The organism is Candidatus Chlamydia sanziniae, from assembly GCF_001653975.1.
Classification (GTDB): Bacteria; Chlamydiota; Chlamydiia; order Chlamydiales; family Chlamydiaceae; genus Chlamydia; species Chlamydia sanziniae.
Window position 1 is genome coordinate 385,756 of the sequence record NZ_CP014639.1, and the last position, 17,728, is coordinate 403,483.

Genomic DNA, 17,728 nt, shown 5'->3' on the forward strand with positions numbered 1-17,728 from the left:
TCATTAGATTGTGTTATTCTTTATTTCCACGTACTCAAAAAAATCTTCTTATCAGAATGACGTGGATGGGAAAGATTTCCTTGTCCAAGAAGGGGGGATATGATGCACAAACAAGAAAGAAATTAACAGCTTTATGCACTAGTTCGGCTGCAAAGATAACGTATAACAATTTTGTATTCCTTTTTGTTTATGCGAAAGCAGAATATGGTGTAATTGAATGTTTCGAGTTAATAATACAGATTCGAATTTCACAATATTTTCAGGAGTCCCCAAGCAAACGATACCTACATCAGGCAATTTGTGTAACATCATTTGTATCCGCTCTGCCTGAAGAATTGCCCAAGCCTTCCATACTTCAGGTTCAACAGTAGTTTCTAGATGGTTAACGACTGTAGGAACACAATGAAAAATGAGCTGCGTAGTCCATACAGGCTGTAATTGTTCATCTAAAATAAATACTATGCCACGCATAATTTTAGGCAACATAGCTAGGATACGTCGTACTTCCCTAAAACTACCTGCTTTTATGAAGTAACACTGGGCTGTAGAAGATTTTGGGACTTTGAGATGCGGTCCTAACTGTTTTTTTAATATGAAAGCTAAAAATAAACGATAGACGGATTCTTTCCAAAGCCATAGAGACCAGATACCCACAGCAAGCACTATCCAGCCCAGACACAAGAAGCTAGCTTCAGGAGAAAGATGAAGACCACTACCAAGGACTCGAACAACACCTGCGGTTACTAGCACGCCAAAAAAGTCTAAAAAGTTATTCACAGCTAGGATTTGCCCACGTTTATGCTCTGGACTCACATATTGTATGTAAGTGTGTAGAGGAACTTGATAAATACCACCGAAAAAACCCAAAAGGAGCAGAAACAATATGACGAAAGTTAGAGAATAGGAGAAGATGTACAACCCCATAAAGACTAGAGCAATTCCAATAATAGCCAATGGAGTATAACTCAGTTTGATGTCCTTACCAGATATCCGTCCTGTAATGTATGACCCAACTCCTACACCCAAAGCTACTAGAGGAAATAGATATCCCCCGTAATGCTTAGGATATTTTAAAGTAAATTCTACAAAAGAAATAATCTCAAGTTGTATGTAGGCCCCTATTAATAAGAAAAATGCAGATAGAAAAATTGAGGTCGTTAAATAGTGAATTTGTCGTGTATCTTTTAAAATCTTCCAGAGGTCTTTAAAACTTGCAAAAGTAATTTTCTGACTAAAATTTTTAATATTACTTGGTCGAATGTGAAAAGAGATCACTGTACTAATTATAGATAAAACAACGCATAACATTGCCGGCCAAATATAATTATTGATATGCAAGTGCTGTGTAAGATCTACAAGAATTGGAGCAAAACAGGATCCCAAAATACTTCCTGTATAGGTAGCTGCAGTCATAATACCATTTGCTCGAGATAATTGCTCCAAAGGTAACATTTCAGGGAGTATTCCCATCTTTGCAGGGCCAAAGACTGTTGTGTGGCACGCCATTATAATTAAAACTATATAGCCACCTAACACGGACTGTATAAAGAAAAAATAGGCACCGCAGAGGGTACAGACTATTTCAATAAAACGTGTCGCTAGGATAATATTTCGTTTCTGGTAACGATCTGATAAACTTCCTGCCAATGGGGCTAACAGAAGAAAGGGAAGGGCGAAAAAGAAACTTACACAGGATAAAATTTTTGCATTTTCTGTTAAAGTTTTACCTTCTAGTAAAAAAAAAACTAGAAGAAACTTGTATAAATTATCATTGATAATTGTAAGAAAATGCGTTGTTACTAATGCTTGGAAAGACTTTTTGTGCATGGAAATATTCATGAATCCCGTCAAACACTGCCAAGTATGCTTTAGTAATTCACCTCAAAAACTTGTAGCAAAGCTTACTGAGGATCTCACTTCAATTTACCAACATCCCTTTATAAAAAAATGGATTCTGGTTGCGAATACAACAACAGGTCACTGGGCACGAAAACAAATTGTAGATGCTACAGCAAATCATATTTTTATGGGACCTACCATTTTTACGTCTTCAGATTCTATTGTCAAACATTTATTTGTAGATATCTGTGGCACACACCCTCAAATGCCTGATTACATGACACTGCCTGTACTTATAAATGAAATTTTAGAAAACCCAGACTCTACTTTTCTACTTCCTCAAAAAACAGCTGGATACGCATCAAAGTTTACCTATGATGCTGCAAAAAAATTAGCAACAGCTTTTAAAATTTTTTATACATTTTCACAAATTCCTACGGATGATGCGGTTTGTTATCAAAAATTATTTCAATATTTGACAACCCTTTTTTCTTCTCAAGAGGAAATTTTCTCAAAAATTTTACATATACTTCCTTCAAAACAGCCTCCCTATTCTTTGCATATTTTTGGATACGCTAACCTTCCTCAACACATTACAGAATTTTTTACCAAGATCAGTGCCTTTTTTCCCGTATATTTTTACTGTTTTTCCCCAAGCCAGGAGTATTTTGGAGATTTGCTCTCAGATAAAGCTATCGATTTTGTGTGGCGACATCTTCACGATTCTCCAAGTAAACAGGCTTGGAAACATTACATCTTTACCGATAGGCAGACATTACTTGCCAACCTCTCGCATAAATCTCAAGTATCTCAAAATTTCTTCTTAGATCGCGAGATAGATTCTACTGAGATTTTTGTCTCTCCTACGGCAAATTCTTCCTTAGCGGTTATACAAAATGCGTTTTTAAATCTCAGGCCAACGCCCTTACAAGAGGTTTCTGAGGCTAAACAAACAATAACCATTGACCATGCGCATAATATTGCTAGAGAAGTCCAAGAAACTTTTCTTAAAGTCACCACACTCTTAAACCAAGGAATCGCTCCTGAAGAAATTTTTATTCTTTCTTCGCATATAGACAATTATACTGTACATTTAAAAGCTACGTTTCAACCTTATGTACCTCTATATTTCACTGAGGAAGCTACTTTATCTTCTGAAGATTTAAGAGGAAAAATCGTTCTACTCTCATCGATTTTACAAACACAAGGGGATCAGTATTGTCTCTTCCAATTATTGACACACCCACAATTACAAAGTCCTGTTGAGCCAAACAAAACTCACTACCTTGTGAAAAAGTTAGCTAAGGAGTGGATTAAAATTCCCATACAAGAGATTGCTCTAAAGCAACATATAAAATCTCTCGGAGACCGTATCTTAAAAGAATATCCTTTTATTGAAGAAGAAGGACGTGTTAGTCAAGTAGAAATTTGGGAAACTACGCTTCCTTTAATTTATGAAATTCAAGAGTTGCTTAATGTTTACCATACAACTACATCGACATATGAAAAGCATTTTGAAGTCATCTTTTCTTTTTTAGAAAAGACTTTCAAATTATCTTCTGATGAACTGTTGTTGATTGCTTCGTTGAAAAATACTTTATTACCAACCTATGCGACTTCGAAGTGTTCGTTACTTTTTTTTACTGATTTTTGTTTGGATTTTTTGAGGCATTTTTATAATAGCAGTCCTATTTACAACAAACCGGGTCCTTACGTTGGTAGGCTAGCTGATCTTAGTTTTATTCCTAAAGGCTATACATTTATTTTAGGAGCCAATCATTCACAAGAATCTTTAGACGTTTTAGATATCTTAGATAGAGCAACGACTCACGAAGAACTTGCTTTTTCCTCATCAGAAGACGAAGAAAATTTTCATTTTCTACAAATTCTTGTTTCTACAAAATACGCACTTCATATCAGCTATTTATCTTCTATTCTACATCCTCAACTTCCCAGTGCTTTTGTGAACTATATCCAAGAGGATGCGAATCTTCCTGTACATTCTCTACCTATGAAAGCTTATGCTCCTGTTTCTTTTGCAAAGAAAACACGAATGCATGCTTCCCAAGCTTACTATTATCGCCTTGCTAAGTCCTTTTGTTCTCAAAAATTTCATTTTCCATCTTTGTTTCAATCGATTTCCTCATTTCCAATTCTTCCTTGTCACCTTTCTCTTTTACAATTAGTGAAAAGTATTCTATCTCCTCTCGATCTCTTCTTAAAGTTGAACTATAATCTTTACTTCTCTTCACCACAAATCTTGGGGAAACGTCCCAAGTTCTTTCCGACGAAATATCACCTGACCGACTTTTGGAATCATTGCTTTCTAGATACCCCTCAAGATTTTAGTATTCATTTTGCTTCTCCTTTTTCTGAAGAACAATTTTGTAATTATAAAGAGAACATGCATCTTTGGTTTCATTCTATAAGTAAGAAATCGAAACAAATTCCTTATAGCGTGGTTCTTTCTTCATCATTATTTCAAGATATGCCTTCTAAACAGTCTGTGCTTCTTCCTCCTGTCGAGCTTACTTCTTCTCAAACTACAATAAAGATTCATGGAACAATCCATGGAGTATGTGATGAAGGACTATACTTTTGTGCTATTGATCCTAGTGCCTTAATAAAAAAAACCACAAAAAAAACAAATAGACTGCCTGACACCGCTTTCGAACTTGAAGCCCTTCTTGAAAGATATATTGCTATGGCAATATTACAATTTACAGGTCAACTTCCTTCAAAAGCACAATTATTCAAACTCGTCTCTTTTGAAGCTTATGAAAACATAGCTTTACCTTTTTCGAATCCGGAAAAATATCTTCTTAGAGTCCTTGAGGTTTATCAGATGATGTGTTCTCAACCGATTCCCTTAATTTCTCCTGTGTGCTGGCAATACCTTCATGATGGGGAAAAGTTTCAACAGATCGTATGTAAGACAATAAAAGAAGAGGTGGAAAATCCTTTTCGTTCTATATTTTGGAAATTTCATAATCGTAATTTTCAAGACATGTTCAATGAATTTGATGAATCTCAACGTTTAAAAATATTATCTCTTTTTAAGGGACCTCTGTGAAACCATTTGATATTTTTAATCCCGATACTTCGATACAAGGGAAATTTTTCCTAGAAGCTTCTGCTGGTACAGGAAAAACCTTCACTTTGGAGCATATTATTTTAAGAGGTTTAATTGAAGGTTCTATAACACATATAGAAAACATTCTTGCGGTTACTTTTACCAACGCAGCTGCTAATGAACTTAAGCTTCGTATACGAGAGAGTCTCTCTAAATGCCTGAGAGAGTTCCAAGCTTCACTCGCATGTCAGGAAGCTTCTTTTCTTCCCTACCTATCTCCTCATCAGGATGTAAAACAGCTTTACATGAACATTCGCAATGCCTTGGTCACCATAGAGCGGATGTCTCTATTTACTATACACGGGTTTTGCAATTCTGTATTAAAACAATATTTTCCAGGAACACGTCTTCTCCATAAGAATCCGGGGCTAACTCATACCCAACTTATTCTTCACCATATCCAAGATTATTTGGCTCAAGATCTTTGGCGTGCTGTACTTTTCCCCGAACAATTTCAATTATTAGCAGTTCGTTATAATTTACATTCCACGCACTCTGCTTCTCTTATCGACAAACTACTAGCTAACTATGGGACTACGATTGCTGATACTCTTCCTAAGCTTTCTGAAACTTCGACAAAGCTAACACTGTGGCATCAAAATATTCGTGACTTACTTAAGAACTTTCCAAAAGAAAATTTTCTTGCTCAGTTTACGGCACATATAGAAGGATTTAAAAAACAATCCTTTTCTCTTATCAAGGATATTCACTGTTTCGTTGACACTCTGTATTCTTCTGCAACTCATAGTACGTTATTCGCATTCTTCAAACTTGCAGATGCCTTGCATCCGCACAACCGGTTAGCTCGCTATCAACCTTGTGAGGCTTTCCACATTTTAGAAGAAATGTCATGGCTAGAATGCACTTCACAATTTTGTAATCTTGATGAAATTTTTAATACCTTACTAAAAGATGTACAAGAATATTTAAAACAAAACTACACACCCTGGCTTTCTCCTGATGAAAGTATCCTTGCTTTGGAGAAATTGCTTTCTACTCCTGAAGCACAACCCGTGATTGTTTCTTTACGAGAACGTTATCAATTCGTCCTTATTGATGAATTTCAAGATACTGATAAAAAACAGTGGCTCATCTTTTCTACACTTTTTGCTACCCAAAAATTTCAAGGATCATTTTTTTTAATAGGAGATCCTAAACAATCTATTTATGAATGGCGTAATGCAGATCTTCCCACATACTTAAAAGCAAAATCTTCATTTTCCAAGAACGCGCAATTACAGCTGATTAATAACTATCGCTCTACACCACGACTCATGGAGGCAATTAATGAACTGTTTCATAGAATCTCGCCTTTTTTAAAAATTCCTGGCTATCCTCCTATAGAATACTATCCTTTAATTCCTCAATGTCAGGAAGATTTTCATAATCCACCTTATGCTCCCATACACTTCTTTGTATATGAAAATATAGAAAGTCAAATTCTTTGGATTTCTTCAGAAGCAACTCGCTTACAGCAGGAGTATGGCATTCCTTTAGGTCGCATGGTGATTCTAGTCTCAGATTCTGAGCAAGCCTTCGATTTTATTACACACAGCACAGTGCCTATTTCATTTTCTAAAAATAAATCGGTGTTCCATCTTACAGAAACCTACTTACTTACCTTAGTTTTACTCGAAGCAATTCTTTATCCAGAAAATTATAAAAAGACGAGTCGTGTTTTAGTCAGCAGTCTTTTTGGACTCTCTCCGTCTGAAATTATTAACAAGAAAGAACAGTACACAACATATTTCTTAACTTTACATACTTACATCTCGAATTACGGTGTTTTAGCTACTTTTTACCATCTGATGTCTTCACAAGGAGAAACCTTATTAAAGACCCCTCAGGGAGATTTAATCTTTCAGGAGATGGAAAAACTTTGCAGTTATCTCGATACCATTTCTTCTTATCCTTACCATCAGTTTCTTCATTTACAACGTTTTTCAGAGACAGGGCGGTGGGAAGAAGAGCTTACTGTATCCTCTTATTCTGAAGATTTAGAAACTTTAAAAATTACAACAATCCATTCTTCAAAAGGGTTGGAATATGATGTTGTTTTTTGTCCTGGTCTTGATAAATCGAAAAAAAATAAAAGTTCTTCGGAATCGTTAAGAGAGATGTATGTTGCCTGCACACGAGCAAGAAAACAACTGTACCTCCCTATAAGTTTCTCTCCTCCATCATCATGTCCTAAGTTCTCTGCTCTGACAAACTACGTAAAAATAGAAGGATCACACACATCCACGTATGATCTAGCTATGCACTTAGCTGAGAAACATCCTTTACTCTTTTCTTGTTCTCAGTCTAAGGAAGACAGCGACCTCAACTTCACAACTTTTTCTCTACAACCTCCTGAAACATTCTCCTTACATCTTCCTCTTCCCAAAGAGATTTTTTCTTTTTCTTCAGTAAAGCCTACATTGGATAGTTATAAAGAAGCTGAAAACTCACTCCGTTTTGATCTAAATCCTTCACAAGCTCTCCTTCCTCTAGGAGAAAAAACAGGAATTATAATTCACAAGATAATAGAAGCAATACTCCCTATTCCATGCAAAGATAGAAATCACCTTTTTCCTATAGTCACTAATTTTGTGAAGCACACGCATTTGGTGGGATTTGAAGAAATGATTATAATGTTATTAATTGAAACATTTTTTACTCCTCTTAGTTTCCCTTCGCACACTTTTATCTTAGCAGATATTTCTCCTGAGAAGATGTTTAGAGAAGCCTCTTTTCTTTTTTCACACAATGAAAATCTTTGGCAAGGTAGTATAGATCTTTTTTTTGAACACGAAAGAAAATATTATATTATTGATTGGAAAACATCGTTTTTAGGAGAAAAGAAAACAGATTATTCTAAAACCAACCTTATGACTTATGTACAACAAGAGAATTTGGATTATCAAGGAGGGATTTACTTAGAGGCTGCAAAAAAATTTTTACGACAATTTAAGATTGATGATGAAATACACATGGGTTTCGTTTTTATTCGCGGAATAGATAAAGAAGGAAATGGTTTCCTTCCCTTGCAAGGAAGTCCACCCTTTAATCCCACAATAATCCGAAAATATCCGGTCTATCATTAGGATTAAATTCCATAGGAGGTAGAATAAGAAGATGTGAAAGTTTATTTAGATTTGCCTCTAAAGAATGTGCTTCTATTTTAAATGTACACGCACCTTCTTGTGGAAGAAATATTTTAGTTACGCGAGCAACAAGTAATCCTGGAGGGAAGATGCCATCTAAACCTGTAGTTACCAAAATGTCTCCAGGCAATAAATCTTTCTCTTGTTGTGCAAAGCAAAACTCTTCTCCTTGCAAAATAGAAGCTTCTTGTTTCCACAGAGCTCCTCCAGTTCCAGAAAGAGTGCCTCTTAAAAGCTTTTGATTTTCGCCTTCAGACTGTATTCGAGAGATCAGTTCCTTGAGTTGCAATATTGTGTTATATTTATCTTTTTCCAGAATATATGTATCAGAAAGCTGTTCTAACTCCTGGACGCACTCACGAAGATGATGTTTCACCCACCAAGCCTGTATCCCTCCACGCATGGCTATAACAGAGGGTTTCATTCCTACATCGGTAATTAAGCGTACTCGAGCTTGATTTATTCCTACATAATCCACAAGTCCTACTAAGACTTTTCCAGAAATTACGGGAGAATTTTTTTTGATTCCCTGTTCTTTGCCTACATCTACCCAGCAAGAGCTTGCCCAATGTGCAGGATCGCGATAGATCACATGACTTTCTATAAGTTTATGAAAATAAGGAGTCAGAATCTCAGGAAATACAGGAGGTTTATGGTCTATAACTTCTTGAACTAGCAGTTTCTTTTTTAATGCTATGATTTGCTCATTCAGTAGAAGATTTTCTACTTCTAAAAAAGAATGTTCTGAAACATAATGGTTTTTAGGTTTAGGGAAAATGTTTGTGTACAGAGAGACAAAGTGTTTGTGCATAGCTTCATAAAGCTCTTTAGGCATACTCCAACAAAGAAAAACCCCAAAAATAATCACCGTGTAGATATAAAATTTTACTTTCTTGTTTCGAAGACTAGAGTAACTCATAAGCTTCAACTAAGCTTTGCAGTACATGCTCTATATTTTTTTCTGTAATGCCGTTTAAATTTAACCGTCCTCCTGCTGTTGTATAGACAGCCTTTTCTTCTCTTAAAAAGAGTACTTGTTTAGTAGAAAATCCTGGATATCCAAAGAAGCCTTTCTGTGACAAAATGAAATCAAAGGTATGTCCTGCAACTGTACGTAAAGCATGGACAAACTTGGTTCTCATTTTATTTAAAGATTCACGTATAGTATCAATCTCAGATAGCCACTCTTGTTTTAAATAAGGATTGCTCAAAATCGTCGCAACAATTTCCCCTCCAAAGCGATTTGGTGAAGAATATTCGCCACGCACTTTTTCTTTCAGACAACTTGTAATTTTATCTATTTCCTCTGGGAAGATGTCATGAACAGCAAAGTATCCTACACGTTCACCATAAAGAGAAAAATTCTTGCTTGCAGATACAGCAATTAGCACAGTGTTCCCTGCTTCTATACAGAGCTGTACAGGCTTTCTATCAGCATCTATACCATCAGCAAATCCCTGGTAAGCCATATCAAAAAAAGGAATTAACTCACGTTCTTTCATAAGCGCTGCAAGCTCTCTCCACATAGATTCAGTAAAATCTACTCCAGTTGGATTGTGACAACAACAATGGAACAAAACAACAGAGTATTTCTTGGCGTTTTTGAAAAAAGCGACCAATTGTTCAAACATTAGATTTTTGTGTTCCAAACTATAATAGGGATACTGGATAATTTCTAAGCCTTCTTGAGCAAAAATGCGTATATGATTGCTCCATGTTTGTTCAGGAATGTATGCTGTCCTCGTGAGCCCTGTCATAGCAAAGATTTTCGCACCTAGATGCAAAGCTCCTGTACCTCCTAGAGTCTGACAACCCGTCACAGTATCTGGATCTATGGAACCAAAAACAAACTCTCGCATTTCATCGAGAAAAACAGACGAGCCTAAAATCGGTAAGTAACGCTTATTCTGTTCATCTTCTAGAATTACCGTTTGTGCCTTACGTACACTAGACACCCCCCCATACCGTTTTTGTGGATGTTCATAAGTACCTATCACCAGGTTCACTTTGTTATATCGCTTATCCTCCAAAAACAATTTCTGTAGACCTAAAATAGCATCGGGTTCGAAGGTAGGTAGTTGACTAAAAAATTTCATATATAGTTAGACCTTTTGTTGTAACAAAGATTGATTCTAAACCTTATCCCGTGATAGCTTTTTTCTCTTGGGGTATTAGCTCAGTCGGTAGAGCGCAACAATGGCATTGTTGAGGTCAGCGGTTCGACTCCGCTATACTCCACGCTTCATTGCGTATCCCATATAGACCGTATTTTAGAAATTTTGTATTCCTTCATTTGAAGCATTACCTTAGCACCTACACTTTTTCCCAGCATATTTTGTGCAAGTTTTGATTTCAAAGAAAGAATACCTTGATCGGGATTAGCATCCCAAGGACCAAGAAGAGTGTAGTCTACGCAATTTCCCTGCTCATCTTCCAAGGTGACTCTACACCCTATACCCACCTTATTTGTGAAGACTATATCCTTGGTAAGTATCTTAGAGTGATTTATTTCTTCAGACAATATACGTATTTCTTCTTGTAAACGCGATCTTTTTTCTAAAGCAAATTTATATTCAGAATTTTCTCTCAGATCTCCCAAAGCACGAGCATCTTCAATTTCTTTAGCATTCTCTATCATCTCTTTACCAACAAGAGACTGCAATTTATTCTTCATACGAGAAAAACTTTCAGAAGTGGCCCAAAAAACATCTTCTTCAATAGTGGGTGCGTGTTTTTTTAAACCGGAATGCACAACTTCAGCAAGACTTTGCAAAACATTCAAATCACTGGAAGAAAATTGCGGACACTTCGTCGACAATAACAAACATTCCTGTAAAAAAGGAAGTGGAGCTTGTTCTATCATTCGACGGATGGGAAGGTAACGTTGACTCACTAGGAAATGATGCATTTTTTTCCCCAACTCTTTTTGGGGTGTAGAAGCAATATGATACATAAAGGTCAAAGCTGCTTCAAGGAACAGCCTCTGAATCTCTTTATCTTGAGGATCGAAAATTCCATCTTCTCCACTTCCTAATTTTAAAAAAAACCACGTAAAAAACTCTGGAAACATCATAGGTTGATGTACAACTTCTAATAATTTCTGCTTTAATTTTTCCAAACTCTCAGGATTGGTTTTAAGTATTTTATACGTAGATTCTCTGAGTGTATGTGTGGAAGTATATAAAAGAATCTGCATGAAAATCTTCTCCCAAAAAGGAGAAAACTTTTTTATTAAAATTAGAAAAGATTTCTGTAGCGCAGTGATAGGAATTTTCTCTAAAAAACGACTGACATCATCTTCTGATAAAGAACAAATAAAATCACTATCGATACTCACGTTCTTCTCCGCTAGATAATCCGACAAAAGAAGGTCTCGTTGCAATTGTAAAGCTTTGTTGTCCCCAACATCAAGAGCTTCAAGGGCATGCACTAAATATGTGCGAATCTCAAAATTTTTCAATTCACTATGCAAATCCCTAATAAAGTAATAGATAAGAGAAATACGCTCGATATTATTCTGGGCAAGTTCATATTTACGTTTTAGCTGGGAGAGATGTGAATCCCTCACTGAAGAAAGAATATAAGGCTCTTTAGAATTATCAGGAGATAAAATGCGTGTATCTTTTTTGATCTTAGTTTTGGTGGCTTGCCACCAACGATTCCAATCAGATTCAGGAATGACAAGCTCTATAAGCTCTTCTTTTATCTCCTTTGCTGTCTTTGGACCCAAATCTCTAATAAGAATTTCAATAACTTCAACAGGATATTCTTTAGCATAAGCTTCAAAGCTATCGGGATCTCCAAATCGTCGAGAAAGAAAATGCTCCTTGTCCAAAGGAATTAGGCTTTTAAAAGCCGTCTCGAAAGAAATATCCTTAGCCATCATGATGCCTTCGAATTCTATCAAAACCTTCTGCTGAAGAAAAGAGACATCCATGACTTCTCCAACGCCCCATCCTCCTTGATGAAACACAAAATTCCCCTTAGTCAAATGCATCAAAAACTCAAAACGACTCAAACTGTACTGAAAATCACGGCCATCCCGAAGCCCAACAACCCGCAAAGCCTCGTCAAAATTCTCCTGATCAGCATATTTCTCTTGTACATATTTGAAAGCAATATCATAAAACATCTTATTATTAGATGTTTGCAAATCCAAGATCAGTTGAAGCACTCGATCTTTATTTACTCCTTCAGGAACCTTTTCCCAAAGAGGAAGTACTGTATCTACAATCTTTCCAAATAACGGTGCAAAAGAAGAAAAACGAACTTTCTCTAAAATTTGAACAAGCTCCTCTCCTCGTACTACATCATTAAAACAATACTCTTCCCATAGACTAAAAAAGCTCGCGGGTTGCTCTTCCTCTATTAAGACTTGCAACTTTTCTAAATAGTCCACGATATCTCCTATTTTTACTCCGCGAATATACGCTTAAGTATAAAAAAGAGCAATATCGCAATACAAAATAATCAAAGTTATTTTATAATAAACCAAAATAATGGTGATTGTTATGAATAGTAAGTCTGCTGAAAAAATAATAGATTCTATAAAACAAATCCTAACTATTTATAAAATAGACTTTGACTCTTCTTTCGGTTCTGCTTTAACTTCCGATTCCGATGCAGATTACGAATACCTAATCCACAAAACTCAAGAAAAAATCCAAGAATTAGATAAACGCGCGCAAGAAATTCTTACACAAACAGGAATGACTCGTGAGCAAATGGAAGTCTTTGCAAATAATCCTGATAACTTCTCTCCTGAAGAATGGCTTGCCCTAGAAAATATCCGCTCTTCGTGTGAAGAATACAAGAAAGAAACAGAATCTTTGATCAATGAAGTTACCCAAGATTTAACAAATAACGATAGAAAAACCAAAGGCAAAAAACTCCAATCTTCTTCTACTAAAAAAAATAAGAAAAAAAACTGGATTCCCTTATAAAATCACCTATAATCTCAAAGATATGAAAATCGCTGTATCTCAAGGTTTAGATCTATCCTTACAAGGATCTCCAAAAGAGTCTGGATTCTATAATAGAGTGGATCCAGACTTTGTTGCTATAGATCTGAGGCCTTTTTGCTCCTTAGCTTTAAAACTTAAAGTGGCGCAAGGGGATGTTATAAACTCAGGATGTCCTATAGCTGAATATAAGCATTTTCCTAACACCTTCATTACATCCCATGTTTCAGGAACCGTAACTAGTATACGCCGAGGAGTAAAACGCTCTCTTTTAGATGTTGTGATTAAAAAACTTCCAGGTCCGACAATTACGGAATATTCCTACGATTTACAAACCCTGTCTCATTTAGAACTTTTAGAAGTGTTTAAAAAAGAAGGACTGTTTGCCTTAATGAAACAACGTCCCTTTGATATCCCTGCGCTTCCCACGAAAAGTCCAAAAGACATTTTCATCAATCTTGCAGATAACCGACCATTTACTCCTGTTCCAGAAAAACACCTTGCTTTATTTTCTTCTAAAGAAGAAGGCTTCTACGTTTTTGTGGTAGGGGTGCGGGCAATAGCGAAACTTTTTGGGCTTCGTCCTCATATTATCTTTAGAGATCGTCTGACATTGCCCACCCAAGACCTAAAAGCCATAGCCCACCTCCATACAATTTCTGGTCCGTTTCCCTCAGGATCCCCTTCAATACATATCCAGCAGATAGCTCCTATTACAGATGAAAAACAGGTGATTTTTACCCTGTCTTTTCCAGAAGTTTTAACTATTGGTCATCTTTTCCTTAAAGGAAGAATTTTACATGAACAAGTCGTAGCTCTTGCAGGCACAGGAATTAAAAGTTCCCAACGACGTTATATCATTACAACGAAAGGAGCTTCCTTCTCTAGTCTACTTAATCTTGAAGAGATTTCCCACAAAGATTCTCTCATTGCTGGAGATCCCTTAACAGGAAGGCTATGTTATAAAGAAGAGTCTCCTCATTTAGGCCTTCGGGATCACTCGATAACTGTTCTTCCCAACCCCTCGAAGCGCCAAGCTTTCAGCTTCTTAAGACTCGGATTCAACAAATTAACATTTACAAAGACATACCTTTCAGGGTTTTTCAAGAAAAAACGCGTTTATATCAATCCAGACACCAATGTACATGGAGAAACTCGCCCCATCATAGATACTGAAATTTATGATAAAGTTATGCCAATGAGAATTCCTGTAGTCCCTTTAATTAAAGCAATTATCACAAAAAATTTTAATCTTGCTTGTCAATTTGGTTTTTTAGAAATCAGCTCCGAAGACTTTGCCTTACCTACGCTTATAGATCCCTCCAAAATAGAGATGCTTACGATAGTAAAAGAAGCTTTAGTGGAATACGCTAAAGAAACAGGTATTCTTTCCCCACAAGAGGAAAGTCATATTTGTTCTTCAAAGAACTTATAAATCCCTTTCAGAATGCAGCATCTCCAACATAAAAGGGGCGGCATAACTAATGATCATATCCGCACCCGCCCGCTTAATACTGACTACAGATTCATAAACCATTCTCTCATAGTTCAGCCATCCCTGTTGAGAAGCTGAAAGAATCATAGCATACTCTCCGCTGACTTGATAAGCTGCTAAAGGCAAACACGTTTGCTGGCGAACACGATAGAGAACATCAAGATAAAACCCTGCAGGTTTGACCATGAGCATATCTGCTCCTTCCTCTTCATCTAGAGAGCTTTCAAGCAAAGCTTCTAGAACATTCTTAGGATTCATCTGATAATTCTTTTTATCTCCTGAAGTTACGTGGGAATGTAGAGCATTACGAAAGGGCTGATACAGAGCTGAAGCATATTTAACACTATAAGAAAGGATTGAGGTACTTGTAGCCCCTGCTTGATCTAATTTAGAACGGATATACGCTATTCTTCCATCCATCATATCACTTGGGGCAACAATATCAGCTCCCATTTCAGCATGGAGAGTTGCAATATTGCCGAAAATTCTTACGCTTTCATCATTAAGAACTTCTCCATCTAAAAATATACCATCATGACCATGAGTAGTATAGGGATCTAAAGCGATGTCACTAATCACACAAAGGTTTGGAAAGGTTCTCTTTATTTCATAAATACTATGGCACAAAATATTTTTAGGATTAGAAGAGTAAGAACCGTAAGCGTCCTTAAGATGACTAGGAATTACAGGGAAAAGCATTACTGCTTTTAAACCATACTCACAAAGCCTTTCTATTTCTTTAAGTAGTAGATCTAAACTCCATCGATAAACGCCTGGAAGACTCTCAATCGGTTCTTGGATATTCTTACCTTCACGAACAAAAAGAGGAGCGATGAAGTCTTGAGAAGACAAATGTGTCTCTGCTACGAGATTTCTAATTGCTGGGCTTTTTCTATTTCTTCTAGGTCGTCTGCTTAAACTCAAGGCACTCATGGTTCATCCTTCGACAGTTTCCACATTCTTGAGAAGAGAGAGTTTATTTATTATACTATATTCTTCTTCTTTAGAGGGAGTGGAAAATGTTCAAAACCACTCTATTCGAGAACGAATTAAGTGGTTTTCTTGTTTAAAACTATGTTAAAAGACTGTTCATTTGGTAAGAAAAATAGAATTTTGCACTTTTTTAAACACAAGATCAACTCTTTTTCAACAAAGATAGGGTAGTTAAAAACAGTTTTGCTTTTTTCTTATCCCTATGGCAGGATTTTTTATTTTTTGAGGTCTTCATGTTAGGCAGAGAAGAAAAGTTCTCTAGTAATGAAAAACGATGTTTATCTCGTTTTGTTACTAACTTGGAATCTAATGTTTTTGGTTTAAAAAACCTTCCCGAGGTAGTTAAGGGGGCTTTGTTTTCTAAATATTCTCGATCTCTTTTAGGTTTACGATCTCTGCTTTTAAAGGAATTTATAGAACATGAAGAAAGCAGCAGTTGTTTTAACGAGACTACTGACTGTGTGTTAGGTGTACAAAAGGCTGCCGATTTTTATCAACGTATTCTTGACAACTTCGGAGATGATTCTGTTGGAGAATTGGGCGGAGCCCATCTTGCCATGGAAAATGTGTCTATTTTAGCCGCAAAAGTTTTAGAAGATGCTCGCATAGGAGGATCCCCCCTAGAAAAGTCCACAAGGTATGTGTATTTTGATCAAAAGGTTCGAGGGGAGTATTTATATTACCGCGACCCTATTTTAATGACCTCGGCCTTTAAAGATGTTTTTTTGGGGACGTGTAATTTTCTATTCGAAACTTATTCGGATTTGATTCCTCAAGTCCGTACGCATTTTGAAAAACTTTATCCTAGAGATTCTGAAATATCAGAATCTGCTTATGCTAAATCCTTACGTGCTAAAGTTTTGGACTGTATTAGGGGAATTCTTCCCGCAGCAACCCTCACAAATCTAGGATTTTTTGCTAATGGGAGATTTTGGCAAAATCTCATCCACAAGTTACAAGCTCACAATCTTTCAGAGCTAAGGTTATTGGGAGAACAATCTTTAACAGAGCTTATGAAGATCATCCCTTCTTTTTTAAGTCGTGCGGAACCACATCATCATCACCACCAAGCAATGTTACAATACCGTCAAACACTACAAAAACAAATGAAAAGCGTTGCGAAGCACTTTGCTTTAGAAAAAGAAACTTCGCAAACTTGTTCTAGTGTTCGATTAATTTATGGCGATCCTGAAGGCATTTATAAAATTGCGGCAGCTTTTCTTTTTCCTTATTCCCAAAGGTCCTTCTCTGATCTTATCATTACTTGTAAGCAGATGTCTCAGGAGGATCTTTTTCAAGTTTTGGATAGTAGTGTTGCAGCCAGAGAAAACCGCAGGCATAAATCTCCTCGTGGTTTGGAGTGTGTGGAATTTGGTTTTGATATAATGGCAGATTTTGGAATTTACAGAGATTTGCAAAGGCATAGAACCTTAACTCAGGAACGTCAGTTACTTTCTGTAAACCATGGCTATACTTTGCCTGAAGATTTATTAGACACCCCTATGGAAAAGCCTTATCGCGATGCTATGGCACGAGCTTATGAAGCTTACAATCAGATTGCTCAAGAGTTTCCTGAAGAAGCACAGTATGTTGTTCCTATGGCGTATAATATCCGTTGGTTTTTCCACATAAATGTCAGAGCTCTCCAATGGCTTTGTGAATTACGCTCTCAACCTCAAGGCCATCCAAACTATCGCGCTGTCGCTATAAATATGACTCAAGAAATAATAAAATTTGATCCTCTGTATCAGATGTTTTTTAAATTCGTTAACTATTCTGATGTAGGCTTGGGGCGATTGCATCAGGAAATTCGAAAGGAAATCCCTTCATAACGGAATCTTTGCATTTACATGAACCCCAACGGATGATATTTTTATTCTTTTTTACTAGAGAAAATTCATAGAATGAAGGACCTTATAGATAATAATTTAGTTCGGTTTAAGAATATCTCCAAAACAAAAGAAGGTATTTTTGTAAATTTTAAGGTAAAAGGAATTAAGGGGGGTGCTTCATTTACCGCATCTATAGCTGTAGATATAGATTCTGCAGATGTTTCTTTTGGAGATTCTATGGAAGTGATAATAGAAAAGTGTGCTCAAATCGGAGTTGCTGAATTTCAAAAATGCGAGTTTCAATTTGAAGGGATTACCTACTTATAGAA

At 36.4% G+C, this 17,728-nt stretch carries 11 protein-coding genes and 1 tRNA gene; 7 read left to right on the forward strand and 5 right to left on the reverse strand.

Translation table 11 applies throughout. The features are described 5' to 3' along the window. Window positions 1-138: 138 nt before the first annotated feature. Window positions 139-1,839 (reverse strand): MFS transporter, encoded by a 1,701-nt coding sequence (locus tag Cs308_RS01720; protein ID WP_066481860.1) that lies wholly within the window; start codon window positions 1,837-1,839, stop codon window positions 139-141. Here Cs308_RS01720 and Cs308_RS01725 point away from each other — a divergent pair. Both Cs308_RS01725 and recB read left to right on the forward strand, forming a co-directional pair. Beyond that, a complete protein-coding gene (locus Cs308_RS01725) occupies window positions 1,838-4,912 on the forward strand; it encodes an exodeoxyribonuclease V subunit gamma (RefSeq protein ID WP_066481862.1) in 3,075 nt (1,024 codons plus the stop codon). The two genes, Cs308_RS01720 and Cs308_RS01725, sit on opposite strands and share 2 nt — an antisense overlap. Further along, the gene (recB, locus tag Cs308_RS01730; RefSeq protein WP_066481864.1) at window positions 4,909-8,058 is read left to right on the forward strand and encodes an exodeoxyribonuclease V subunit beta; all 3,150 of its coding nucleotides are present in this window, start codon (window positions 4,909-4,911) and stop codon (window positions 8,056-8,058) included. The genes Cs308_RS01725 and recB overlap by 4 nt, the downstream gene beginning before the upstream one ends. Here the strand turns inward: recB and Cs308_RS01735 are convergent. Both Cs308_RS01735 and Cs308_RS01740 read right to left on the reverse strand, forming a co-directional pair. Next, window positions 8,018-9,037 (reverse strand): rod shape-determining protein MreC, encoded by a 1,020-nt coding sequence (locus Cs308_RS01735; protein WP_066481866.1) that lies wholly within the window; start codon window positions 9,035-9,037, stop codon window positions 8,018-8,020. The genes recB and Cs308_RS01735 overlap by 41 nt on opposite strands. Continuing rightward, the gene (locus Cs308_RS01740) at window positions 9,024-10,214 is read right to left on the reverse strand and encodes an aromatic amino acid transaminase (protein WP_066481868.1); all 1,191 of its coding nucleotides are present in this window, start codon (window positions 10,212-10,214) and stop codon (window positions 9,024-9,026) included. Before Cs308_RS01740 ends, Cs308_RS01735 begins: the two co-directional genes overlap by 14 nt. A 69-nt stretch (window positions 10,215-10,283) precedes the next feature. Between Cs308_RS01740 and Cs308_RS01745 the strand changes: the two genes are divergently transcribed. Beyond that, a tRNA-Ala gene (locus Cs308_RS01745) sits at window positions 10,284-10,356 on the forward strand. A 4-nt stretch (window positions 10,357-10,360) separates the two neighbouring features. On the opposite strand, the gene Cs308_RS01750 is transcribed toward Cs308_RS01745, so the two are convergent. Then, window positions 10,361-12,517 (reverse strand): GreA/GreB family elongation factor, encoded by a 2,157-nt coding sequence (locus Cs308_RS01750; RefSeq protein ID WP_066481870.1) that lies wholly within the window; start codon window positions 12,515-12,517, stop codon window positions 10,361-10,363. A 112-nt stretch (window positions 12,518-12,629) separates the two neighbouring features. On the opposite strand from Cs308_RS01750, the gene Cs308_RS01755 reads away from it, so the two are divergent. Both Cs308_RS01755 and Cs308_RS01760 read left to right on the forward strand, forming a co-directional pair. Further along, a complete protein-coding gene (locus tag Cs308_RS01755; RefSeq protein WP_066483350.1) occupies window positions 12,630-13,061 on the forward strand; it encodes a hypothetical protein in 432 nt (143 codons plus the stop codon). A gap of 22 nt (window positions 13,062-13,083) precedes the next feature. Continuing rightward, on the forward strand, window positions 13,084-14,514 hold the full coding sequence (locus Cs308_RS01760; protein WP_066481872.1) for a Na(+)-translocating NADH-quinone reductase subunit A: 1,431 nt from the start codon (window positions 13,084-13,086) through the stop codon (window positions 14,512-14,514). On the opposite strand, the gene hemB is transcribed toward Cs308_RS01760, so the two are convergent. Continuing rightward, the gene (gene hemB / locus Cs308_RS01765; protein ID WP_066481874.1) at window positions 14,509-15,507 is read right to left on the reverse strand and encodes a porphobilinogen synthase; all 999 of its coding nucleotides are present in this window, start codon (window positions 15,505-15,507) and stop codon (window positions 14,509-14,511) included. The two genes, Cs308_RS01760 and hemB, sit on opposite strands and share 6 nt — an antisense overlap. 293 nt (window positions 15,508-15,800) lie before the next feature. Between hemB and Cs308_RS01770 the strand changes: the two genes are divergently transcribed. Together Cs308_RS01770 and Cs308_RS01775 are read left to right on the forward strand one after the other, a co-directional pair. Further along, window positions 15,801-17,399 carry an FAD-dependent thymidylate synthase gene (locus Cs308_RS01770; RefSeq protein ID WP_066481877.1) on the forward strand — a complete coding sequence of 533 codons (1,599 nt, stop codon included), beginning with the start codon at window positions 15,801-15,803 and terminating at the stop codon, window positions 17,397-17,399. A gap of 72 nt (window positions 17,400-17,471) precedes the next feature. Then, window positions 17,472-17,726, forward strand: a complete 255-nt coding sequence (locus tag Cs308_RS01775; RefSeq protein WP_066481881.1) for a hypothetical protein — start codon at window positions 17,472-17,474, stop codon at window positions 17,724-17,726. The last annotated feature ends 2 nt before the right edge of the window (window positions 17,727-17,728 follow it).